We start from the raw sequence: 23,512 nt of genomic DNA, 5'->3' as shown, positions 1-23,512 counted from the left end.
GATGATTTGTCCGCCATGCGTGGCAGAGGGTAAAATCTGGCGTCCTTATTAAAAAGAATAGATACCATGCTACTGCGCTTTAAAAAAATCATTGCTGCCAGCCTTGGAACAACTGCCTTGCTGCTCACTGCGCAAGCCAGCGCCATGGGTATGATCAGGTCTTACGAAACCCTGATCATGTATGGTGGCGTCGAACCTGAAGACAGCGAGCGTTTTCGTCAGCATCTGACCCAGGGGACGATTAAACAGGTGGTACTCAGCGAAAGCCCGGGTGGTGACTTGGGTGCTGGTTACCACATTGCCGAGATGATCAAGACCAATAAAATCAACACCGCAGTGCAGGGCAATTGTTTTTCTTCCTGCGCGGTCATCTTCATGGCCGGCACCGTACGCCAGATGACTGCCAGCAAGACCCTGGCGCGCACCCGTCTTGGTTTTCATGGCCCGCATAATAAGCAGACGCATGCCGTAGCCCAGGCAGCGATCCCGCATTTGCGCGAATGGCTGATGAAATCGACTGATGGCAAGTTCCCTGAAGAGGTGCTGGATCAGGCCATGTTCATCGAAAGGGCAGGGGATATGATGTTGTTTTATTATCCGGAGCAAGGCCGCTGGACCGATATCCGCTTTTGTACCCAGGGCGCTTTACGTTGCGAGAACGTGAAGGGAGACTACAACATCGTGAAAATCGGCATCCTGACCACAGCAGAGTTGCTCGATGTCGAAAGCCTGTCGCCAAAGGCAGCTAAGAAGGAGGAATAAGGCAGGTTTGCAGGCGTGCAAAGCTGAAGATGAATTCTCGCTGAAAGCCGCGGGAATGAGGGTTTTGTGGAACAGGTCAGATGTGGAATTAATCACGAGTCGGCTGGGTAGCCTGGTAGTGTTTTCGCCACCCGTATTTCGTTTGAGAAAAATTTATTTAATTTTCAAAAGCTGTCACAAACTGCCGTGCCCATGCGTCTTGTATGTGAAATGACTTCAAATTGACGTCATTCAATTTCAACCACATGGAGCATTATCATGACACTCAAACTGAATTTCCCCAGCCTTGCCCCTGCCGCTTATCAAGCTCTGGCAGGCGTGAATACCGTGCTGGATTCCAGCAGCCTTGGCAAATCCCTCATTGATCTGGTCTTTTTGCGGGTGTCGCAAATCAATGGCTGCGCCTTTTGTGTAGACAAACATGCACATGACTTGCTTGAGCATGGTGATAGCTTCCAGCGCCTCAATAGCCTGGTCTGCTGGCGTGAGGCGCCCTGTTTCAACGAACGCGAAAGAGCCGCATTGGCCTGGAGCGAAGCACTGACGGGTATCGCTGGCAAGCATGTGGATGAAGGCCTGCAAGAAGAATTACCCAAGCATTTCACAGAAAAAGAAATGGTTGAACTGGCATATGTGATTGGCGTCATGAATGCATGGAACCGCGTAGCGATTGCCTGCGGAAAAAGTTTCAGCATGCGCAGTTGATATGAACGGTCCGGGCACGAAAAGTTGAATGTACAAACGCAAGGATCACATTGACATTTTTATAAAATTATTTATCCTTGGCCGGGTTTTCGCAATCCGACCATGAGCCCGACAGGATAATTTTGATGACTACTGTTGTGCCCGAATTGCAATTATTGCAGATACTTCCTTATATGTTTCTGTGCGCCGCCATCACTGCTGCATGGTTACCCAAAATGATATGGACCGGACCATTCAAAATCTTGGTACCTGGTCACTTGCTGGCTATTTTTGCCGGCGTGCTGGCATTGACAGTTGGCCTCATTTTACCGACGGCAGCGGCGGTATTATTGATACTGGCGCTTTTGTTGTGGGTAACTGTCAAGGTAAGTTTACCTTTTCCACTGCGTGTTTTCGCGGGCGCATTGGCACTGTTCGTGGCCTTGATGCTGGCGATGCACAAGGTACCGGGTTTCCACAATATCCTTTTGCTGGACAAGATCCGGTTGACCGATGATGCCTTGCCGTTTACGCTGTACGCTAACTTTGACAAAGGTATGGTTGCCTACCTGTTGCTGAGGATGTTTTGTCAGCGTGCCAGCAGCTTCAAGGAATTCATTGTGGATGGAAAGCGTAGTGCTGTTCCTGCCATCATGACACTTACTGTCTTGATAGCCTTGGGTCTGGTAACGCAGTTTTTCCGTTTTCATCCAAAATTGCCAGAAGCGACTTTATTGTTTATGGCAGTGAATCTGTTTTTCACTTGTGTGGCGGAAGAAGCTTTTTTCCGTGGGCTGATTCAAGAACTCATTTATCGACTGGGTAACAAGCCGGTCTTTGGTTACCTGGCAATTTTGGTGTCGGCAATTTTATTTGGCCTGGCACATCTGGGCGGTGGAATACAGTATGCTGCACTGGCGACAGTTGCCGGACTGGGTTATGCAATCGTCTATCATCAATCCCGCAGACTGGAGTGGGCGATACTCACACACGCAGCCTTCAATTTATGTCACTTCGTTTTGTTTACTTATCCACGGTTAGTTTGATTTTTTATTTTTATTGATATTTTTCAAGTCAAAGCAAGCCTGGACCTCTCCTATACCTAGCATATCCCGGATTTCATAACGAATCCATAATGCGATCTACGACCTAGCTAGTGACGCTGTGATGGATATTATGTGCGCCAGCGAACAATCAATTTCTGACCGGATCATTATAATCTGTATTTTTTGGGCGATTTTCTATAGATGGAAATCCTATGGCAAAACAATTATATAATCAAAAATTAAATATTTTCGATATTCATTGACGGCCATACCAGACATTAAAACTGCCCGCGCATGCAAGCATATCCTCTCAAGTCTCCTGGAGGCGCAGCGACATTGAAAATGTTCGAATGACCTAAAAAGTGGTTGAAAATTGAACGACATCGTATTGCACAATTTCAGGAAGAAGCATGACGACACCAGTTTCAAATAATGAACAGGAAAATTTTAAACGTGTTCTTTTCCGCAATATTTCGCTTCCACTGATAGTTGGTGTCATTAGCGCGGGCCTTTTTGTCGGCATGATTTTTTACCTCTTATCTGTGCTGAAATGGGTAGAACATACAGTCCAGGTCATTGCCAACATTAATGAAGCTTCGCAACTGTCTGTCAATTTGCAGAGCGGCATGCGTGGTTATCTGGTAACTGGCGAAGAGAATGTTCTGGCCGCCTATGATGTCGATAAATCACAGGTCGCCAACCGGTTGCGGAACCTGACCGAAATGGTCAGCGATAACCCTGTTCAGGTAGATCGTTTCAAGCGCATACAAAGCCTGCAAACCGAATGGGAAAAATATTCGCTGGGCATCATCGACATGAAACGCAACAAACAGGACTATCTGGCCGCTATTGGTGCGGGGCGTGGCAAGGCGCTCTTTACCCAGATACGCAATGAATTCGATGATGCCGTCACCATGGAAAGAAGTTTATTATGGGAACGCAATAATGCCTCCAAGCAGGCAGTAACGATGGCCATCAGCATTTATCTGACCATTTCACTGATACTGGCGGCTTTGCTGGCCATCATGGGCAGGCGAGATTTGCTTGGCCTGTCAGCTTCATACGGCAATGCGCTCAAAAAGCATGCGGATCATGCGCTGGTATTGCAGCAACAGGCGTGGTTGAAGTCTGGTCAGACAGAATTGGCAGAGCAAGTCATAGGTCAACTGGCAGCATCTGCCGTAGGTGGGCGCGTACTTGAATTTCTGGCGAAATATCTGAATGTGAGTGTCGCCGCGTTTTATGTGCGTGAAGGAAGTCATGTATTGCAGAGAGTTGCATCTTATGGCTTTACCAATGATGACAGCCTGGGGCGTTCGTTCCATTTTGGGGAAAGTCTGGTCGGACAGGCTGCCAGTGAAAACCGTATTTTGACCTTGCATGATGTACCAGACAACTATCTGAAAGTGACGTCCGGACTTGGCAGTAGCAAACCGAAAATGGTGGTGCTCTTGCCTTTCTCAAATGAAGCCCGGGTCAATGGGGTAGTCGAGCTGGGTTTCATGGATGTTGTACAAGAACGTGATATCGATCTGCTCAAACTGATTGCAGACAATATCGGCACATCTATCGGTGCGGCATTGTATCGCCAGCAATTGCAGGATGTGCTGGCAGAAACCCAGCAATTGAATGAAGAACTCCAGGTACAACAGGAAGAATTGCGTACAGCGAATGAAGAGCTGGAAGAGCAATCACGTGTACTGGAAGAATCACAAGCCAATTTGGAAAATCAAAAAGCTGAACTTGAACAAATTAATGATCAACTGACAGAGCAGACCGGCATCCTTGATCGTAAAAATGCTGCACTGAATACAGCACAGATTGAGTTGGAGAAAAATTCCCGGGATTTGCAAAGAGCAAGCAAATACAAATCAGAATTCCTGGCCAATATGTCGCATGAATTGCGTACACCATTGAATAGCTCACTCATCCTCGCCAAGTTATTGTCGGATAATAAAAAGGGTAATCTGGATGATGAACAGATCAAGTTTGCCCAAACGATCTATTCAGCCGGCAATGATTTGCTTAATCTGATCAATGACATTCTTGATATCGCCAAAGTGGAAGCTGGCAAGCTGGAACTGAGTCCGCACGAAATTGGCCTGCGTAGGCTGACAGAGGAATTGGGTAGAACTTTCCAGCCCCTGGCGTCACAGAAAAAACTGATATTCAATATTGAACTGGAACCAAGCGCGCCAGAATTGATCGTGTCTGACCCTACCCGTCTCGATCAGATATTGAAGAATCTGCTGTCAAATGCCATCAAGTTTACCGAGACCGGTACGGTGACATTGCGCATTGCGGCTGACCAGAATCAAATGGTCAGCTTTGCCGTTGCTGATTCCGGCATAGGTATCGCGCCAGACCAGCATGAAACGATATTCGAAGCATTCCAGCAGGCAGATGGCACGATCAACCGTCGTTATGGTGGCACCGGTCTGGGTTTGTCGATTTCGCGAGACTTGACGAAATTACTGGGCGGCAGTATCCGGGTTTGCAGCACGATAGGCAAGGGAAGTACATTTACATTATCGTTGCCACAGCAATGGCAGACGGCACCAGTTGTCAGTCCCGCTGCCAATACTGTCGATAATAAGCAAGCCACGCCGCAGGCTTTGTTACCGGCTGCCGCGCCACTGTCACCGGCAGCACCATTAACTGAAGTGGTCAACACAGTTCCGGTCGGGGTTTTCCCTGATGATAGAGGGGCTTTATCCACCCGCAATCGTACCATTCTGGTCATTGAAGATGAACTGACGTTCGCTGGTATTCTTTATGAACTGGCGCGTGAAATGCAGTTCAATTGCCTGGTTGCACAAAGTGCGCAGGAAGGCTTGGCACTGACGCGCCAATTCCTGCCAGATGCGGTCTTGCTGGATATTCGCCTGCCTGACCGTTCGGGGCTGACTGTGTTGCAACAATTAAAAGAAGATCCGCTGACGCGTCATATCCCTATCCACATGGTGTCCGGCATGGAACGCAGTGATGCCGCCATGCATTTGGGAGCGATAGGTTATGCCAACAAACCCTTGACGCGTGATGAACTGAAAAATGTTTTTCTGAAACTCGAAGAGAAATTTACGCAGGAAGTAAAACGCATCCTGGTAGTCGAAGACGATGCCCGTCAAAGAGACAGTGTCATCCAGCTGTTGAGTGACCTGAATGTGGAGATCACGGCGGTAGAATTGGGCGAGCAGGCCTTGCAGTTATTGCGCACAACGGTATTTGATTGCATGATCATTGACCTTAAATTGCCTGACATTCAAGGTCATGAATTATTACAGCGCATGACACTGGAAAATATCCCTTCTTTCCCGCCTGTCATTGTTTATACCGGCCGTAACCTCACGCAGGCTGAAGAAGCTGACCTGATGAAATATTCGCGCTCCATCATCCTGAAAGGTGCGCGTTCACCAGAGCGGCTGCTCGATGAGGTGACATTGTTCCTGCACAAGGTGGAATCGCAATTACCATCGCAGGCACAGAATATGTTGAAAGTGGTGCGCAGCCGCGACCGGATTTTTGAAGGACGCAAAATTTTGCTGGTCGATGATGATGTCCGTAATATTTTCGCCCTGACCAGCGCGCTGGAGCAAAAAGGCGTCAATGTCCAGATAGGCCGCAACGGTTTTGAAGCCATCGCCAGGCTCGACGAAGTGCCTGACATTGACCTGGTTTTGATGGATGTCATGATGCCCGGCATGGATGGCCTGGAAGCTACCCGCCGTATCAGAAGCGATGGCCGTTTTCAGAAACTGCCTATCATCGCCATTACTGCGAAAGCCATGAAAGACGATCAGGAGCAGTGCATGCTGGCGGGTGCGACCGATTATCTGGCCAAGCCGATTGATCTTGACCGTCTGTATGCCTTGTTACGTATTTGGATGCCACATCTGGAACGTCATGCAGACTAGTATTAATGACATTGAGCTGCGCTTGCTGATGGAAGCGATTTACCTCAAGTACAGCTATGACTTTCGCGATTATGCAGGATCTTCGCAAAGGCGCAGGGTGACGCATGCTATCAGGCAATTAGGTTGTGCCACCATTTCAGCCTTGCAGGAAAAAGTCTTGCATGACCCGAATGTGTTTTCGCAATTATTGCAGTTCCTGACAATACCGGTATCGTCCATGTTCCGCGACCCCGCTTATTTTCTGGGGGTGCGCGAACAGGTCTTGCCCTTTTTGAAGACTTACCCGTCTCTCAAGATCTGGATTGCCGGATGCAGTACGGGTGAAGAAGTGTATTCCATGGCCATTATGCTGCGTGAAGAAGGTTTGCTCGAACGCAGTCTTATTTATGCCACCGATATTAATCCGCAGTCACTGGAAACGGCCAAGAAAGGCATTTATCCGCTGGAAAAGATAGAAGGCTATGCAAACAGTTATTTAAAGTCCGGTGGCAAGCATAATCTGTCTGATTATTACACCTCAGCATACGATACTGCCCTGTTTGACCGCTCTTTGACCGACAATATCACTTTTGCGGATCATAGCCTGGCAACTGACAGTGTGTTTTCAGAAACACATCTGGTGTGTTGTCGCAATGTGTTGATCTACTTCAACAAGACGCTGCAAAACCGGGCGCTTGGCCTGTTTCATGAATCCCTTTGTCATCGGGGTTTTCTGACACTGGGTAGTAAGGAAAGTCTGGATTTTTCGGCGTATGCAGATAAATTTACGGCATTGTCGAAGCAAGACCGCTTGTTCCGCAAGCTTTAAGAACTTCAGCCCATGTCCAGTATCTATCAGACAGAAGCCATTGTGATTGGAGCATCGGCAGGTGGCATCAGTGCCTTGCAAGACATATTGACCGGCTTGCCAGCGGATTATGGCTTACCCATCATTGTTTTACTGCATCTGCCTGAAAACCGTGAAAGCAAGCTGGCCGAGCTGTTTGCACATTTTATCGCTATGCCAGTCAGGGAAGCGCAGGACAAGGATCAGATCAATGCCGGCACTTTATATTTTGCCACTGCCGGGTATCATCTGTCAGTGGAAGTCGACCGCAGTTTTTCCCTGAGTTGCGAAGCACCAGTATTTTTTTCGCGCCCGTCGATAGATGTCCTGATGGAATCTGCTGCCCATGCTTACGGCAAGCACCTGGTGGGTATATTGCTGACGGGGGCAAATCAGGACGGGGCAGATGGCCTGGCCAGTATCGCAAGACATGGAGGATTGACGATAGTGCAGGACCCAGGCGAGGCGCAGGTCGCCACCATGCCAAAAGCAGCAATAGCGCAAATGCAGCCTGACATGATACTGCCCTCGCATGAGATTCATCAGTTGTTATTGATATTGAAAACCACGGTATGAACACGAACAATATGACAAAACTTCTGATTGTCGACGATAAGCCAGAAAATCTTCAGGCGCTGGAAGCCATCATCCGCCATGAGGGGCGGCAGGTTTTCCAGGCAATGTCCGGCGATCAGGCACTGGCTTTATTGCTGGAGCATGAATTTGCGATGGCCATACTGGATGTGCAGATGCCGGATATGAACGGTTTCGAGTTGGCCGAAATGATGCGTAGTACAGAAAAAACGCGTCATATTCCCATCGTATTCGTCAGTGCCGCGGGCAAGGAACTCAATTATGCGTTCAAGGGCTATGAAACAGGTGCGGTAGATTTTCTGCATAAACCTTTGGATATTCATGCGGTACAAAGCAAGGTGAACGTCTTCGTCGCCCTCTATCAGCAACGCAATGAAACCCGCAGGCAAGTGTTGGCACTGGAAATCAGCCGTGCGCAGCAGGAAGTGCTGTTGAAAGATCTGCATTTCGCGCAGGAAGAACTGCAACGTGCCGTGCGCATGCGGGATGATTTCATGTCTATGGTCGCGCATGAACTACGCACGCCTTTGAATACCCTGTTTTTGGAATCCCAGTTACGGACACTACAACTGGATCGTAATAACACCGATTTTTTCAATGAAACCAGCCTTCGCAAAATGGTAGAGCGTGATCGCCGCCAGATTGAGAGTATGGTTCGTTTGATTGATGACATGCTCGATGTATCGCGCATCAGAAGCGGGCAATTATCAATCCGCCGCCAACCGACCGAACTTGCCAGTTTGCTGCAACGTGTCGTCAATGATTTGAGCGCGCAGGCGCTGTCTAGTGGTAGCACGATAGAACTGGAAGCAATAGAGCCTGTGACCGGCATGTGGGATCAGTTCCGCATAGAACAAATGCTGATCAACCTGCTGACCAATGCCTTGCGCTATGGTGCAAAAAAACCGGTTACCGTTTCTGGTGTGGTGAAAGAAGACAGCGTCCATATCCATGTAAAGGACCGGGGGATAGGGATTTCTGATGAAAACCTGCAACGCATTTTCGCCCCATTTGAGCGGGCATTGAATTCTGATTCTTCCGGCGGCCTGGGCCTGGGTTTGTACATCACCCGGCAACTGGCTGAATCCCATGGAGGATTTGTCAGAGTCGAAAGCGTGGTGGATGAAGGCTCTACTTTCACCGTTGTCTTGCCCTTGAGCGAGGGCTGACTATTTGCTTGTTAATAACAAACCTTGAAAAAAGCGATTAGGCAGATCAATTCAACTTTATTAAAACCTGCCCACGCTATCTGTCGCTGTATGCCATTGCCGCCCTTATCAGCCCCGGCTTTGATAAACCACCTTGTCAAGGCTGGCTTCACCAAAGGCATCTGCATTGCTGAGGTAGTCATCAAAGGGACCAAGTTTGCTGATTTCTGCACCGTTGCGGAAAACCAGTTGCAGGCCATTCTCCTCATCCCAGTCACAATCACATTCCAGTGACACATAGACTGTCTTGTCCCCTGTGGGACGCTGGCATACCAAGGCTTCATAGCCAAACTGTATGTGTTGCCAGACATCGGCAGGCTTGGCTATTTGCACGACATCCAGTTTTTCAGACTTGCGGTAGTTGGCCGTGTCCTGATAATAGGCAAAGATATCTGCTTCTGCCTTGCTCAGGACGGCCGGATCGAGTTTGATGAAGTTGGCAATGGCATTATGAAAAGCTGCCCTGATAGCTTCATCAGCTTCATCGTAGCCCTCTATCAGGAATTCATAGTCTTGCTCTTGCAAGGTGGGGATAAGTATGGGTTGACTGATGTACCAGCCATTTTCTTCATCTTTTTCTACTTGCCCAAGTCCGGGGATATGCATGGTCAGTTTTCTTTAGTGGGTTGAGCAGCGTTTGCCATAAGCGCTATTGTCCCACACTAACTGCTCAGGTTTGCGCTTCAGGATGTTGCTGTACCCCAGTGGTGTCATATAACTGGATTTCATTCAAGAGATCAAAGCAACTGACTTCAGCAGGATTGAGGCCCACCCTGAGTTTTTTATCGGTGCTGTTCAACTGGCTGTGATTGACCAGCAAACGCATTTTGGCAATAAGGTCTGCCGTGTGCAGCAAATGTCCGAGACTGGTCCACTCTATGGCCTTGCGGCCACCGGTCTGTTGTTGCAAGGCCTGTATCACATGGTCAGGAAATTCCCATCGCTGGGCAATGCGGTAAGACAGTGTCGCCGCGACTGATGAGAAAATAGGCTGGAAGGCAGGGGAATACTTGAATTTACCATGCTCACAAGTCTGGTCCAGTACCCGGAAGGCAATAATCAGGCCGACGTTTTTCATCAACCCTGTCAAGAACGCATGGAAAGGGTCCATGTCGTGCGCAAGGGTATGACAGGCGACCGCACATTTTTCAGATTGATTCCAGATATGCGGCGCAGCACGACGGGTGAATTGCCCGACATTGAGATTGATGATGGGGCGAAACGCGACTTTGGCAATCACCAGCCGCAAGCCGCCTTCACCTAAAATCATGACCGCCTTTTCCAGGCTGTTGATACGGTCAGCCGGGTTATACAAGGCGCTGTTGACGGTGTTGATGACTTCACCCACCAATACCACATCCTTGACGATCTGGCGTGACAGTTCACCAGCTGAAATAGTCTTGCTGCGCAGGCTGTTCAATAATTGCGGTATCACACTGGGCACGCGGGGCACGATGACTGCGTCGTTGAGATCCGATGCCAGCAAACGGTACAGGGCTTGCAATACGGTCTGCTCAGTCTCAAAATTGCCGCCTTCGCCGGGATAACCCATGATCCAGTCAAAATACAGGCTTTCTATCGGCAATGCCGGTTTCCAGGTCTGGATTTTTTCTTGCGGGAGGATATCGGCAGAGCTGGCAGCTGTAGTGGGTTCGGGCGGGGTCACTGCTGCTGGTGTTGGGGCACTGGTTTCCGGCCGTAAGACTGCTGCTACGGGTACTGACGCTAGGGGAGTCGCTGGCTGTACCGGTGCGGAGGGCGGTGTTGCCGTGTCTGCTTCCGGTTTGCGCATGACAGGCGCAGCTTGCTCTTGCTCGGCACCGAACAGGCGGTTGAAAAATTTGCTCAGAGTACTGGCCACAACTTTCCTTTCCATGCAGGGTGCTTATTTTGCTTTCGGACAAGCAGCAAAGCCAGGTTTTAGTTTGGATATTTGTCTCAGGCATGTCAATGCCAAAGCCGGGGTATTTTGTCCCCCGGTAAGCGTTTTAACTTAAATTGTCATTCCAGTGACGCCAGTTCTGCATTGAGTCTGGTAATTTCTGCCATGATTTCGACAGGGAAACCGGCACGTGCCCATTCACGGAATTCCCCGGTCGCATAAGCCAGGGCATTCTTGTAGTACATATAGGCGTTCAGACGGTTGCGCACATAATTATTTTGCGTGCGTATGACTTTGCCTGGTGTGCCCATGACGATGGAATTATCAGGGATGACCGTGCCTTCCTTTAAAAAAGTATGGCCGGCGATAATGCAGTTATTGCCTATGACGCAGCCATCCATGATGGTGGAATTGATGCCTATCAGGCAGTTATCACCGATGGTACAGCCATGTATCGTGCAATGATGGGTAATGGAACAATGGCTGCCGATGATGGTCGGGGTCTGGTCGCCGATATGCAGCATGACAAAATCCTGGATATTGGTGTAAGGGCCGATGATGATCTCCTTGTGCTCGGAGCGGGCCACGACATTCATCCAGATCGAGGCGTTTTCGCCCACGCTGATCTTGCCATACAACTGCGCCGTGTCATGTACATAGGCGGCTTGACTGAGGGTGACATCGGGACCGATAAAAGCCATGCAAATCTCCTTGAAATCCAGACTGGAAGCTGACAAAAGAATAGCATACGGCTTCAGACCATGATGTTGTGAAAAATTCCGGCGGCAATCATCCAGCAAATTGCCATACCAGTTAAATACAGCATGGCGCGCCAGGGTTGCAAGCCGCGCAAATAAACGATGGTGTGCAGATAACGGACGAGGACATAGGCAGCAAACAGGTAGCTCGCTGGTTGCTGATCAGCCCCCAGCAAGACATAGGTGAGCGCCAGACTCAGGAAGAATGGCAGGTTTTCCACATCATTACGCCACACGCGCATGCAGCGTTGTACCAGTTCCGATTCACTGGCGACTGGGGTCAGGCCGACCAGACCCGCATCTTCCGGTAACAAATAACGTTTGCTACGCATGCGACTGATGACCTGGAACATACTGAGCAGGCTGGCTTTCAGGAACAGGGCAAGCAGGGCAAAGGCAAAACTATTGAGGGCGGGCATGGCAGACATGGGGTTCTCCTGATGAGTGTTATGGTCGGGTGTGAAGATGAAACCGATTGTCGACCTTGCACAGGCAAACCACCATTGGCGAAATAGACATAAATATGTTGTAATTAGCCATATGAGTTCAACTGATCATTTGATACACATCGGTGTACTGGTCTACCCCGTTTGCATGCGCAGCAGTGCTGTCATGCCGCTGGATGTGTTTGCCATTGCCAATACCTTGCTGCGCACGCGACCCGCAGCGCAACGCCTGCAATTTGCGCCACGCTGGGTCAGTGCGCGTGGTGATATTTGTATGGAAATTCAAGGCCTGCATTTCCAGGCGCAGGATATCCATCGCCAGCCCCTGCATGCGCTGATGGTGCCGGGTGTCGACCATGTGGATTCAGAAGACCTGCATCAGCTACTCGCTGGCCTGCAACTGGAACAGGCCATGCTGAGCACCTACATGGAAAATAACAACTTGCTGATTTCCAGTTGTTCCAGCACTTGTCTGCTGGCCAGAACAGGCAGGCTGGATGGCAGGCGTGCAACGACGAGCTGGTGGCTCAGCGCCTATTTCCGCAAGAATTTTCCAAACGTTTCGCTGGAGGCAGAAGAACTGGTGGTACAAGATGGCAATCTGGTATCGTCCGGCGGGGTGACCTCTAATATCGACCTCGCGCTATGGCTGATCGCCCGTTTTGCCGGTGAAGAATTACGTCAGTTGACGGCAAAAATTCTGGTGGTGGATGCCAACAGGAGCAGCCAGGCACCGTATATGGCGACTGCCATGATACAAACCCAGGGCCATGCCGTGATAGAACTGGCACGTCGCTGGCTTAATGAAAGACTGGATCAGCGCTGGACCATGGCCGAACTGGCAGAACACTGCCATGTCAGCCAGCGTACCCTGCTCAGGCGTTTTCAGGAAACCCTGAAGCTCAGCCCCATTCATTATGTGCAGCAATTGCGGGTAGAGCGCGCCAAGGCGTTCCTGGAAACCACACGCCTGTCTCTGGAAGATATCACTGTGCGTTGCGGATATGAAGATGTTTCCGGTTTTAGTAAAATCTTTAAACAATGGGCGCAATTGACGCCCAGAGAATACCGCCAGCGTTTTGGTCTGCGGTTTTAGGGCGCTTGCGGTGAAACGGCTGCAAACAGCAGGACAGGATGAAAGGGTGCAATGAAATCGAATCATGTGGTGATTGTGGGTGGTGGGGTCATCGGCAGCGCCATCGCTTATTTCCTGGCTGCCCATCCGCGTTTTCAAGGACAGGTCACAGTGATAGAGCGTGACCCCAGTTATGTGCAGGCGTCATCCACACTGTCTGCCAGCTCCATACGTCAGCAATTCAGTACGCCGGTCAATATCCAGATGTCGCAATTCGGCTTCGCTTTTTTGCGTGATATCCAGCAAACCCTGAGTGTGCCTGAACATGCACCCGAAGTAGGCTTGCAGGAGCGTGGCTATTTATATCTGGCCAGTGAATCAGGTGCAGCAGCATTACAGGAAAATCATCTGGTGCAGCAAACGCAGGACGTCGATGTTGCCCTGCTGGACCGGGCTGCGCTGGCACAAAAATTCCCCTGGCTGCATGTAGATGATCTGGCTTTGGGGTCGCTGGGTGTGCATGGCGAAGGCTGGTTTGATGGCTATGCCCTGCTGATGGCATTTCGCCGCAAGGCACGCAGCCTGGGTGTCACTTATGTGCAGACTGAGGCACAGGGCTTTGCGCATCAGGCTGGCCGCGTCCATGCCGTGCACCTGCGAGATGGTTCTAGCCTGGCGTGTGACTGGGCCGTCAATGCTGCTGGTGCCTGGGCGCGGCCCTTGCTGCAACATACCGGCTTTGATTTGCCGGTGGTCGGCAAAAAGCGGGATGTCTTCGTCGTATCAAGCCCGGCAAAAACACCGGATTGCCCGCTGGTGATCGACCCGTCTGGTTTGTGGTTTCGCCCGGAAGGGCAATTCTGGTTATGTGGCATACCGCCAGAAGAAGATCTTGATGATGTCCCGCTGGATGTTGATCACCGGCAGTTTGATGCAGTCTGGCAAATCATCGCCATGCGCGTGCCGGGTTTTGAAGCATTACGCATGCAGCGGGCCTGGGCTGGTTACTATGAATACAATTTATTTGACCAGAATGCCGTACTGGGGCCACATCCTCTGTTGCCTAACCTGATGCTGGCGAATGGCTTCAGTGGCCACGGCATGCAACATTCACCCGCCGCAGGGCGCGGCATTGCCGAACTGATTGCCGATGGTGCGTATCAGAGCCTGGATCTGTCGTTACTGTCAGCACAGCGGCTGCTTGATCAGCAGCCCCTGATAGAAAAGAACGTGATCTGAATGATGAGAATATTCAGCGGTTTTATTTATGCATGGGCCGCGCCGTAAGCATCGAGTTCTTTGAACCACAACTGCTTTTGTTCTTCCGGCACGAAAGACGCTTCAAACGCATTACGTGCCAGTTGCAGCAATTCGTTTTTGCTCAGCGCCAAGGCATCGGCGGTCGCGATATAATTGGCATTCATATAGCCGCCGAAATAAGCCGGATCATCAGAATTAATCGTCACACACAGACCGGCGCGCAGCATGCGTGCCAGGTTATGCTGGCTTAAATCCTTGACCACGCAGAGTTTCAGGTTCGATAGCGGGCAAACCGTCAGTGGCATGCGGCTTTGCTGCAAGCGCGTCATCAATGCAGCGTCTTCTTCCGCGCGTACGCCGTGATCAATACGTTCCACCTGCAAGACATCGAGTGCGCTGTGGATATAGGCGGGCGGGCCTTCTTCACCCGCATGGGCCACCAGGCGAAACCCCATGGCCTGCGCGATAGTAAACACATGGGCAAATTTTTCTGGCGGGTTGCCGACTTCGGCCGAATCCAGGCCTACACCTGTCCATAGGTCGGCATACTGGTCACGCAGGGGCAAAGCGGCTTCCAGCGTGGCGATGGCATCTTCTTCACTCAGGTGACGCAAAAAGCACAATATCATCGCGCCGGAAAAACCATACTTGTTGCGTGCTTCACGCAGGGCGCGGGCGATGCCGGCGAATACGATATCCATCGCAATGCCACGTGCAGTATGGGTTTGCGGATCAAAAAACAATTCCACATGGCGTACATTGTCTGCCAGCGCACGCTGGATATAGGCATGGGTCAGGTCAAAGAAATCCTGCTCGGTCTGCAATACTGCCGCCCCCGCATAATACAGATTCAGGAAAGACTGCAAGTCTTCAAAATCATAAGCCGCACGTACTTCATCGACTGATGTATAGGGCAGACTGACGACATTTTTTTGCGCCAGTGCGAACATCAGTTCCGGTTCCAGCGAACCTTCTATATGCAGATGCAACTCTGCCTTTGGCAGGCCGCGGATAAAATCGTGTAACTGTGTACTGTTGGTACTCATAATATCGAACCTGAAATGATGGATAGTAAGCAGCGCTGATGGCGTGAATGGCAGTTGACGGATAGAAGAGCTTGCTTGTCTACCTCGTATTCACCGCATTATCCACACTTTATGCTGACAGCGCTTCATTGGCGAACAGTACTCTACGATAGCACTACGTCAATGTCTGTATATCAAAAGCAGGTGATGTTCTGTATGGTGTCTGCGATATCGCCTGGCTTGTGCATCAGGACGGGGGCTCCCTGCCCAGGCTGACAAAGAGGGTGGGGCAGGACTGTTACATGGCATGCAAAGTCATGTTCCACATCAGAGGAAATTGACCGATAAGTTCAGGCACTCTCACAGGACAGGAATAATACCCTTGCATTTCACCAGGCAGGCTTCCTGTCCTTGAAGATTACTGTTAATGCAGCAATACGCTTTGACCCATATAGCCATCGAACTGACCGAGAAAATCATCGATTTCTTCTATGCTGGGTTCGGAGGCGATGAGCTCGGTCACATCTTTGCGGAAATTGATGGCCAGCGGGCCACCGATAAACCATTCGCGGCGCACTGACTTGTCAGTAATTTCATAACCACCAAAGCGCAGGGCTTCATGATCTGTGTCGGCGCCGTATTCGATGACGCTATATTGATCGCTGTTGTAAATGATATTCATTTTATGCATCCTTTCAGGCTTGGGGTAACCGTACATGGTGCGTACATGCTGCGGACATGATCCTGATGACAGCGAAATGTAAATTGTTACAGATGGTGCGTGCTTCTAGTAACTATTACGGCGAAGCAACCTCTGAACTTTAGGGCCGTTTTACATTGCTTTACAAGCTGAGCCTGACGGCGTTCGACAAGAGTGCGTTATAAGGCGGGGTTTGCAGGCTTTGTTCCAGTTTATCCAGGTGTTCATGGCTGGCCAGTGCCAGGAAGATATGGTCTGGCTGGGTACGCAAAGCACGGTTCAGGGTTACGCGCAGGGTAAGGTTGCCAATACAGCAAAAGCAACCAGGGGCGATACGATGTATGTGTAGTTGGGGAAGCGGCGTCAACAAGTCTTGCCCATCAGGCAAGCCCTCAAGTATGACAGTGATTTTTTGATTTTCGGAGAGATCAGAGATAGCGGCAGCGATTGCCGCTTCTCTTTGCCTATAATCAGCGCCGTGAACCAGAACCAGGGCAGCAGCCAAATTTACTCGCCGCGCTTGGCATACTTCATGGATTCGACGCCGAGTTGTTTCAGTTTGCGGTACAGATGCGTACGTTCCAGGCCGGTTTTTTCAGCCACACGGGTCATGCTGCCACCTTCGCGGTTCAGGTGGTATTCGAAATAGATACGCTCGAAAGCATCACGGGCTTCGCGCAGCGGCAAGTCAAAAGACAGGCTGGCAAACTGGTTATTAGGCGTTGCTGCGACAGGCTGTGCCGCTGAAAAATGCCTGGCTTCATAAGCCGGTGCCACACTGCCGAAGCTATTGCCTGACATGGACGGCGCACCAGGATGATCATTGCTGATCACGCGCAAGGCGGGGGCCGCCGGTTTGGGTGCTTCTGAATTGCGGGTCAGACCTTGTTGCACTGCTTTCAACAATTTTTGCAAGGCGATAGGTTTCTCCAGAAAATTCAGGGCGCCGATACGCGTTGCCTCTACTGCCGTATCTATGGTGGCATGACCAGACATCATGATGACCGGCATGGTCAGCAAACCGTCACGCTGCCACTCTTTCAGCAAAGTGACACCGTCTGTATCAGGCATCCAGATATCCAGCAAAACCAGATCCGGCCTGGCTTCTTGCCTGGCCAGGCGGGCTTGCTGCGCATTTTCAGCGAGTTGAACCACATGCCCTTCATCACCGAGTATCTCCGATAATAATTCACGGATACCCATTTCATCATCTACGACCAATATGTTTGCCATAAATCTACCCTATTACCGCCTCTATGTTTTTGCTGGGTGCTTCTTGTCGTTTCATCTTCAGGGAAGCTCTGACAATCTTCGCTGAACAAAAAATCTCTAATAAGCCAACTGCTTTATCCGTACTCCTCTTTTGGGAATATCAGAAGAATAGCCGCTTCTCCTACTGCATTTTTATACCGTATTTGAATCCGGTGCTAACTTTAACAGCAAAATCGCTACTTTTGCACCGTTTGTATCGCTGCGATTTTGAATATCGATCCTGCCGCCATGTTCATCGATGATTTTCTTCACCATTGGCAAGCCCAGTCCGGTACCACGTGGCTTGGAAGTGGCATAGGGTTCAAACGCACGTCCCAGAATTTTGCTCGAAAATCCCGGGCCGTTATCGATAATTGACAGCCGTACGGCAGAATGGGCAATCTGGTCCGTGCCGGTATAGCGCACCACATCAGTAATCACGTCAATACGGGGCACGATATCAGGATTGGTATTGTCGGCCACAGCGTCTTGTGCGTTTTGTAAAAGATTGTGAATTACCTGACGCAGCTGCGTGGCGTCACCCATGATCAGCGGCAAATCCGGGGCCAGTGTCAGTCGTATAGCATCCCGGCCATCACCGGCAATGTACAGATGCAGCACTTCATCAATCAGACCAGCCAGGTTCAACGGCATCAGAACTGCCGGCGGCGTACGCGCATAATCGCGGAAATCATCGACCATGCGCTTCATTGACGTAACCTGATTGACGATGGTGGTCGTACTTTTGTTGAGAATCAGGACGTCACTGGCGCTGAGCTTGTCCTGCAACTTCATCTGCAGGCGTTCTGCCGACAATTGTATCGGTGTCAGCGGGTTCTTGATTTCATGCGCCAGCCGGCGTGCGACCTCACCCCAGGCGATGGAGCGCTGGGCAGAGATGATATTGCTGATGTCATCAAACACCACGACATAACCACTGCCCGACGCAACCGGCAAGTGCGAACCACGGGCCAGCAGGGTAATTCGGGGTTCTTCTTCCCCTGGCAAGGCATCTGGTGAGGGTATCGTTTTTTTACCGGCATTCGGGCGCGGCACTTCTATCTGCTGTTGCCAGTGCTGTTCTCTTTCATTTTCACCACCGGCTGCTGATTGTGCATGCTGCTCGGAAAATGCCTTGGAAATGGCAAAGGCGAAGGCTTGCATACCCTCGATATCCGCCAGCGGCTTGTTGATTTCTGTTTCCAGTTTGCGCTGCAAGATGCGTTCTACGGATTCATTGCAAGTGACCAGATTACCGCTTTGATCCAGCACCATCACACCGGCCGACATATTGGCAAGTACTGATTCGAGGTAAGCCTTGGCGTTTTCCAGTTCACTGCGGTTTTTTTCCACCGCTGAACGCGCATCAAATAACTGCCGCGTCATGGTGTTGAAGGATTTGGTCAGGCTGCCCAGTTCATCTGAACTGGTGACGATAGGTCGCGGCGAGAAATTGCCTTCGGTAACCGCCTTGGTCCCTTCTGCCAGCAACAGCAGGGGTTTGGCCAGTTCGCCCGAAATCAGGAAGGCGCTGGTGATTGCTGCCACAATCGCCAGCAACAAGGTCAGCGTCAGGGTGATGATATACATCTTCTTCAGGTTGACCCTGCCTATGGAGCGCACCTGGTATTCACGCGAGGCGCTACTCAGGGCTTCGGCATGCATGGCCAGGTTGGCGGGCACTGGTTGTATCAGTTGCAAATATAGGGATTCATTATTCTGTAGCGAAATCCAGCCGCCACCGGTGCGCAGGGGCACCACCACGCGCGAACGCAGGATACGCGCAGGTTCTGCCGCCAAAGCAGGATGGTTGGCGCCACGGTTCTCGTCAGCGGCACTGGCTGCCTCTGAATTGACAGGCGCAATTTTCTCATCCCGGGCCGCATAATAACGTGATAGTTTGACCTGACGCAGCATTTCCTGCGTGGGAAGTTCCGGTAGCAGGCTGCCTACACCTTCATTGGCGGTAGCGATCAGGCGGCCCTTGCTGTTGACAATGGTGGCTTCCTGTATCTGCATGCGTTCGCGCAGGCGGGAAAGATGGATGGCCAGGGAACTGTCGGTAGGTTCTGTCAGTTCGGACGCCATATCGCGCGCCTTGTTCTGCAAATCGGCGAGGAGGAAATCAAGTGCAGTCAAGCCCAGGTTCTTGCCGGAATCAAGTGCCGATTCAACCCTGACATCAAACCACGATTCTATTGAGCGGGAAACGAATTGTACTGAGACCACATAAATGACTGTACCCGGCAAGATGCCGACCAGGGCAAACAGGACGACCAGACGCGTCATCAGGCGGGAACCGAATTCCTTCGTGCGGAATCGCCTGAACAGCCGCCAGACCAGTGTCAGCACCAGTACCAGCAAGGCCAGTGCAACGATGGCATTGGCATCCAGCAGCCATTCGTAATAGCGTTCAAAGCGGGAGGAGTTTTCTGAAACCGTGGTCAGAAAGAACAGCAGTATGCTCATCAGAGCACCGCCGATAATCAGGGCATACCGCAAAAATCTTGTCACTTTTCGTCTGCCTTGAAGGAAAAACGCTTCCAGTCAGTCTTTTGACTCCAGTTGCTGTCGTTGAAACTGGGTATCTGGAAGTGCATGGGGATCTTGCTCAGACCCATGCGTAACTGTATGGCACCGTTATAGTTGGCACCACTGGCCAATACCCCTTTGTCGGCTACCAGCCAGCGGCTTGGTCTCAGCACCAGGTTCAGGGCGGCATCAAGTGAAGGGAAAGTTTGCTGGAAACCGTTATTGACGGTGGCCGTGTATTGCTGCGTCCACTCGTTATACGCAATTTTGACCGTATGCTCACTGCGGATCACTTTTTCATCTACCCAATACCAGCGTGGCCGGGTCAGTTCGACTTCAGTCGTAAACGAGACAGGAATGCCTTCCTTGATGGCCTTGCGCAAACCATCACTCAATTCAACGGCAAAGGTGGCTGCCATGCGATAACCTTCATCGCTGGCTTCGAGTCTGGCTGATTTGACTTCGACGTCCGCTGCGTGCACCGCAGATATACCCAGCAATGCCATCATCGCCAACATCAACGTCAGCAATATTTGGCGCAGCAGGGAAACAGAACGTCGTGTCATGCAATCAATACAAAATGAAAAGTGTGCTAATGATAGCTTGAACTTGTTGGCATTCGTTAATTTTGCATGGGTTTTTGAAACAATGCATAGAACAATCCGTCATGTTCGTTGTTGCTTTCGGACGTTGTCAGCATGGTCGGCAGTAATTGCCCTGGTGCATCCAGGCGCAAAGCGCCATGGCGTTCGGCAAAAGCGGCTGCCTGGGTTTCAGATTCCAGTGGCCAGACAGAGCAGGTGACCATCAGCATTTTGCCGCCTGGTTTCAGCATGCGCCATAAATTGTCGAGAATACGGGCAGACAGGGCAGCCAGTTGTGCCGCATCCGTCTTGCGGCGCAGCCAGCGGCTGTCCGGGTGACGCCTGACAACACCGGAAGCAGTGCAGGGTACGTCGGCCAGTATCCTGTCATAGGGCTGGCTGTCCCACCATGAAAGACGACTGGCGTCACCTTCCTTGATGGTGGCGAATAACTTCAGCCTTGCGAGGTTTTCATGGATACGCTGGATGCGGGCGGGGTCGGTATCGATGGCCAGCAATTCTATCTCTGCCAGCTCGAGCAAATGACCGGTTTTGCCGCCAGGTGCGGCGCAGGCATCCAGTACCCGCATGCCATCCTGTACATCCAGCAGCGGTGCTGCCAGCTGGGCGGCGGCATCCTGCACTGAGACGACGCCATCTTCAAAGCCGGGAATATTCAAAACCGGCAGGGGTTTCGCCAGTTTCACTGCATACGGGCCGATTTGTCTTGCTTCGATGTGTTGCGATGCCAATAATTGCAGATATTCTGGCACATTCATTGCGCGGCGATTCACGCGCAAAGTCAGTGGCGGCGGGTGATTACCGGTCTTTAACACCGCCTGCCAATCTTGTGGATAGGCTGCCTTGGTCTGGTCCACCCACCATTGTGGGTAATTCCATGCCGCTGCCGGCTGTTTCATGACCAGTTTCAGCAATTCGTCTTTTTCACGCAGATAGCGACGCAGTACCGCATTCACCATACCTTTGGCAAATACCATGTGCGGGCTGGAAGTGGCTGCCGTTACGGCCTGGTCGACCACTACAAACTCTTCATAAGCAGCCGTTTCTTCACCTTCATTGCCCACCAGTAGCGTCAGTGCGCAGCACAACAAGCCATACAGCAAAGCAGGTTCAGGCGGCTTGTTGGTCATTGCCTTGAGCAGTGCATCGACACGGCCAACCTGGCGCATGGTACGGTAAGCAATATCCTGGATTGCGCCCCGCGCCTGTGGCAGGGCATTAGTCTGGGCAAATACACGTGTCAATGCCTGTGGCAGGGCCGTGCCTTCCAGTACATAGGCAACCGCTTGCGCGGCACCAACCAGGCTGAATGCCAGTGAATCAGGTTTGATCTCTATCGCCTGGAAATCCGGTGCAACGGGATTTGCTGGATTGACGGGCGTTGATTTGCTGGGTTTGCCCAGTGTTTTTCTTGGTTGTTCTGGCATATTCTTTAAATGATGATTGCGATAGCCTGCATGAATTGCCAATAAAACATTTTTACTGCGCAAATGCGGCGGACAAAGCTTGCTCTGGTTCGCTAGTGTAACAGTGTGCAGGTACTCACCTCACTACTGATGCATGTGAACCAAAGAAAAACGCCGCGTCATGCGCAACAGCGGATCTTGTATTTATGCTGCTTTTTGTATGACTTCGAGAGGGGTAAATTGTTGCTGTTCGAGCCAGGTACGGACATCATCAAATACCCGGGTGGCATCAAGTTCATTAAAAATCTCGTGATAGAAATCTTCATAAAAATGGGATACGGCCTGTGCCGGACTTAATTTTCCCAGGAAGCGCCGGCTGCCATCGGGGTCGACCAGATGATCGTCGCCTGCCGCCATCAATAGCAAGGGGATATCCAGTTCAGTAACATGGGAATGGCAAAAATCCATGGCGGTCAGCATGCAGGTCAGCAGGCGAGCGCTGATACGCGGGTGAACCAGGGCATCATTCTGATAGGCCATGACAACTTCACCGTCATGCGACAGATAACGTGTTTTCAAGCCGTTTGGCAAACCTATGCCAGGGATCAGTTTCCTGGCGGTTTTCAGCAGGGAATGCTGGAAGCCGGACATACGCAACGCCAGTGCCGGTGAAGATAAAATCAGTGCGCGCAAGGGCACGCTTTTTTCCAGCGCCAGACTGGCAGCGAATAAACCGCCCATGCTATGTCCAAGCAAGATAGGCGGTTCTGCCAGTTGCGTACTGAAATCGCTGATGATTTGGCGGGCATCACGCAAAATTGCCAGGTTGTCAGGCACATCGCCAACGGCACCACCGGATTTGCCGTGCCCCCGGTGATCATAAGTGCGTACGACAAAACCCAGTGCATTGAAAAAACGGGCGACATGGGCATAGCGGCCACAATGCTCACCCAGGCCATGCATGATGACCACGCCCCGCTGCAGTGCCTCGTCAGTAGCGAGCGGGCTGCTGACATTGAGCGGCCAGTCACGTACAAAAATCTCCGTACCGTCCTCAGTCTGAAGTACGAATTCCCGGGTATTTTCGACGTGGGAAGTCATGGCATCAGACTCCCCACATGACTTCACGCTGCATCTTGTTGGCCGCATGCAGCATTTCCAGTACCGGATAGGCGCGGGTTGCGAAACTCACGGGTTCCGGCAATTCATGTTCATTGTCATCGCCGTTTTCATTGTGGTGGGCGTTGATGTCACGGCTGACTTCGTCAGAAATGGGATGTGCCTTGCTTTCAGCAACGGCAGCTTCAATTTTCTCTATGGCATGAGGTAATTCAGTTGGTGTGATGACGCCGCGTTCTACATCTTTTTGCAGCAAATCCAGAATGCGCCGCGCATGTTCTTTGTACATCGTGATTTCGGTAGCGGCTTTGGATTTAAACGTGATCAGCATGGTCATGCCCCTTTTCGATAATGGCTATTTTGATAAGTATTGCGAGCTAAGCTTGCTACACCTGCGTGCCTGCTATGATAATCCCAAA

22 protein-coding genes are annotated in these 23,512 nt (G+C 51.0%); 9 read left to right on the top strand and 13 right to left on the bottom strand.

Annotated features, from left to right (window positions below; all coding sequences use genetic code 11):
- Window positions 1-66 precede the first annotated feature (66 nt).
- The 7 genes from ACO0LH_RS05445 (at window position 67) to ACO0LH_RS05415 (ending at window position 8,995) form a co-directional block, all read left to right on the top strand.
- Entirely contained in the window at window positions 67-762 is a 696-nt protein-coding gene (locus ACO0LH_RS05445) for an ATP-dependent Clp protease proteolytic subunit (protein WP_422940023.1), read from the top strand.
- Between the two features lie 258 nt (window positions 763-1,020).
- Window positions 1,021-1,467: a carboxymuconolactone decarboxylase family protein gene (locus tag ACO0LH_RS05440; RefSeq protein WP_422940022.1), complete on the top strand. Its 447-nt coding sequence runs from the start codon at window positions 1,021-1,023 to the stop codon at window positions 1,465-1,467.
- Between the two features lie 125 nt (window positions 1,468-1,592).
- Entirely contained in the window at window positions 1,593-2,492 is a 900-nt protein-coding gene (locus ACO0LH_RS05435) for a CPBP family intramembrane glutamic endopeptidase (RefSeq protein WP_422940021.1), read from the top strand.
- 410 nt (window positions 2,493-2,902) lie between these two features.
- Window positions 2,903-6,406 (top strand): response regulator, encoded by a 3,504-nt coding sequence (locus ACO0LH_RS05430; RefSeq protein WP_422940020.1) that lies wholly within the window; start codon window positions 2,903-2,905, stop codon window positions 6,404-6,406.
- The gene (locus tag ACO0LH_RS05425) at window positions 6,396-7,214 is read left to right on the top strand and encodes a CheR family methyltransferase (RefSeq protein ID WP_422940019.1); all 819 of its coding nucleotides are present in this window, start codon (window positions 6,396-6,398) and stop codon (window positions 7,212-7,214) included. Before ACO0LH_RS05430 ends, ACO0LH_RS05425 begins: the two co-directional genes overlap by 11 nt.
- A gap of 12 nt (window positions 7,215-7,226) precedes the next feature.
- Window positions 7,227-7,808 carry a chemotaxis protein CheB gene (locus tag ACO0LH_RS05420; RefSeq protein ID WP_422940018.1) on the top strand — a complete coding sequence of 194 codons (582 nt, stop codon included), beginning with the start codon at window positions 7,227-7,229 and terminating at the stop codon, window positions 7,806-7,808.
- Window positions 7,809-7,819: 11 nt separating this feature from the next.
- Complete coding sequence (locus ACO0LH_RS05415) at window positions 7,820-8,995, top strand: hybrid sensor histidine kinase/response regulator (protein WP_422940017.1); 1,176 nt, start codon at window positions 7,820-7,822, stop codon at window positions 8,993-8,995.
- Window positions 8,996-9,103: 108 nt separating this feature from the next.
- Here the strand turns inward: ACO0LH_RS05415 and ACO0LH_RS05410 are convergent, their stop codons facing one another.
- The 4 genes from ACO0LH_RS05410 to ACO0LH_RS05395 all read right to left on the bottom strand — a co-directional run bounded on the left by ACO0LH_RS05410 (window position 9,104) and on the right by ACO0LH_RS05395 (window position 12,102).
- A complete protein-coding gene (locus tag ACO0LH_RS05410) occupies window positions 9,104-9,640 on the bottom strand; it encodes a DUF6985 domain-containing protein (protein WP_422940016.1) in 537 nt (178 codons plus the stop codon).
- Between the two features lie 64 nt (window positions 9,641-9,704).
- Window positions 9,705-10,910: an HDOD domain-containing protein gene (locus ACO0LH_RS05405; protein WP_422940015.1), complete on the bottom strand. Its 1,206-nt coding sequence runs from the start codon at window positions 10,908-10,910 to the stop codon at window positions 9,705-9,707.
- A 125-nt stretch (window positions 10,911-11,035) separates the two neighbouring features.
- Window positions 11,036-11,617: a gamma carbonic anhydrase family protein gene (locus ACO0LH_RS05400; protein WP_422940014.1), complete on the bottom strand. Its 582-nt coding sequence runs from the start codon at window positions 11,615-11,617 to the stop codon at window positions 11,036-11,038.
- Between the two features lie 53 nt (window positions 11,618-11,670).
- Window positions 11,671-12,102: an MAPEG family protein gene (locus ACO0LH_RS05395; protein WP_422940013.1), complete on the bottom strand. Its 432-nt coding sequence runs from the start codon at window positions 12,100-12,102 to the stop codon at window positions 11,671-11,673.
- Between the two features lie 112 nt (window positions 12,103-12,214).
- Between ACO0LH_RS05395 and ACO0LH_RS05390 the strand changes: the two genes are divergently transcribed.
- Window positions 12,215-13,216, top strand: coding sequence for a GlxA family transcriptional regulator (locus tag ACO0LH_RS05390; protein ID WP_422940012.1), 1,002 nt, complete (start codon window positions 12,215-12,217; stop codon window positions 13,214-13,216).
- 51 nt (window positions 13,217-13,267) lie between these two features.
- Window positions 13,268-14,434: an NAD(P)/FAD-dependent oxidoreductase gene (locus ACO0LH_RS05385; RefSeq protein WP_422940011.1), complete on the top strand. Its 1,167-nt coding sequence runs from the start codon at window positions 13,268-13,270 to the stop codon at window positions 14,432-14,434.
- A 26-nt stretch (window positions 14,435-14,460) separates the two neighbouring features.
- On the opposite strand, the gene ACO0LH_RS05380 is transcribed toward ACO0LH_RS05385, so the two are convergent.
- The 9 genes from ACO0LH_RS05380 to ACO0LH_RS05340 all read right to left on the bottom strand — a co-directional run bounded on the left by ACO0LH_RS05380 (window position 14,461) and on the right by ACO0LH_RS05340 (window position 23,424).
- Complete coding sequence (locus tag ACO0LH_RS05380; RefSeq protein WP_422940010.1) at window positions 14,461-15,501, bottom strand: adenosine deaminase; 1,041 nt, start codon at window positions 15,499-15,501, stop codon at window positions 14,461-14,463.
- Window positions 15,502-15,904: 403 nt separating this feature from the next.
- Window positions 15,905-16,162 carry a BTH_I0359 family protein gene (locus tag ACO0LH_RS05375; RefSeq protein WP_422940009.1) on the bottom strand — a complete coding sequence of 86 codons (258 nt, stop codon included), beginning with the start codon at window positions 16,160-16,162 and terminating at the stop codon, window positions 15,905-15,907.
- A 160-nt stretch (window positions 16,163-16,322) separates the two neighbouring features.
- Entirely contained in the window at window positions 16,323-16,685 is a 363-nt protein-coding gene (locus tag ACO0LH_RS05370) for a GTPase (protein ID WP_422940008.1), read from the bottom strand.
- Between the two features lie 2 nt (window positions 16,686-16,687).
- Window positions 16,688-17,413, bottom strand: a complete 726-nt coding sequence (locus ACO0LH_RS05365) for a response regulator (protein ID WP_422940007.1) — start codon at window positions 17,411-17,413, stop codon at window positions 16,688-16,690.
- 171 nt (window positions 17,414-17,584) lie between these two features.
- Window positions 17,585-19,945 carry an ATP-binding protein gene (locus tag ACO0LH_RS05360; RefSeq protein WP_422940006.1) on the bottom strand — a complete coding sequence of 787 codons (2,361 nt, stop codon included), beginning with the start codon at window positions 19,943-19,945 and terminating at the stop codon, window positions 17,585-17,587.
- On the bottom strand, window positions 19,942-20,529 hold the full coding sequence (locus ACO0LH_RS05355; protein ID WP_422940005.1) for a DUF4390 domain-containing protein: 588 nt from the start codon (window positions 20,527-20,529) through the stop codon (window positions 19,942-19,944). Before ACO0LH_RS05355 ends, ACO0LH_RS05360 begins: the two co-directional genes overlap by 4 nt.
- 56 nt (window positions 20,530-20,585) lie before the next feature.
- Complete coding sequence (gene rsmB / locus ACO0LH_RS05350) at window positions 20,586-21,995, bottom strand: 16S rRNA (cytosine(967)-C(5))-methyltransferase RsmB (RefSeq protein WP_422940004.1); 1,410 nt, start codon at window positions 21,993-21,995, stop codon at window positions 20,586-20,588.
- Window positions 21,996-22,178: 183 nt separating this feature from the next.
- On the bottom strand, window positions 22,179-23,075 hold the full coding sequence (locus tag ACO0LH_RS05345; protein ID WP_422940003.1) for a lysophospholipase: 897 nt from the start codon (window positions 23,073-23,075) through the stop codon (window positions 22,179-22,181).
- A 4-nt stretch (window positions 23,076-23,079) separates the two neighbouring features.
- Entirely contained in the window at window positions 23,080-23,424 is a 345-nt protein-coding gene (locus ACO0LH_RS05340) for a DUF1840 domain-containing protein (RefSeq protein ID WP_422940002.1), read from the bottom strand.
- Window positions 23,425-23,512 lie beyond the last annotated feature (88 nt).

It is taken from the genome of Undibacterium sp. TJN19, from assembly GCF_049339485.1.
Lineage (GTDB): Bacteria > Pseudomonadota > Gammaproteobacteria > Burkholderiales > Burkholderiaceae_D > Undibacterium.
Note: the sequence above shows the minus strand (reverse complement) of the source record. Positions and strands in the feature narration are given on the sequence as shown.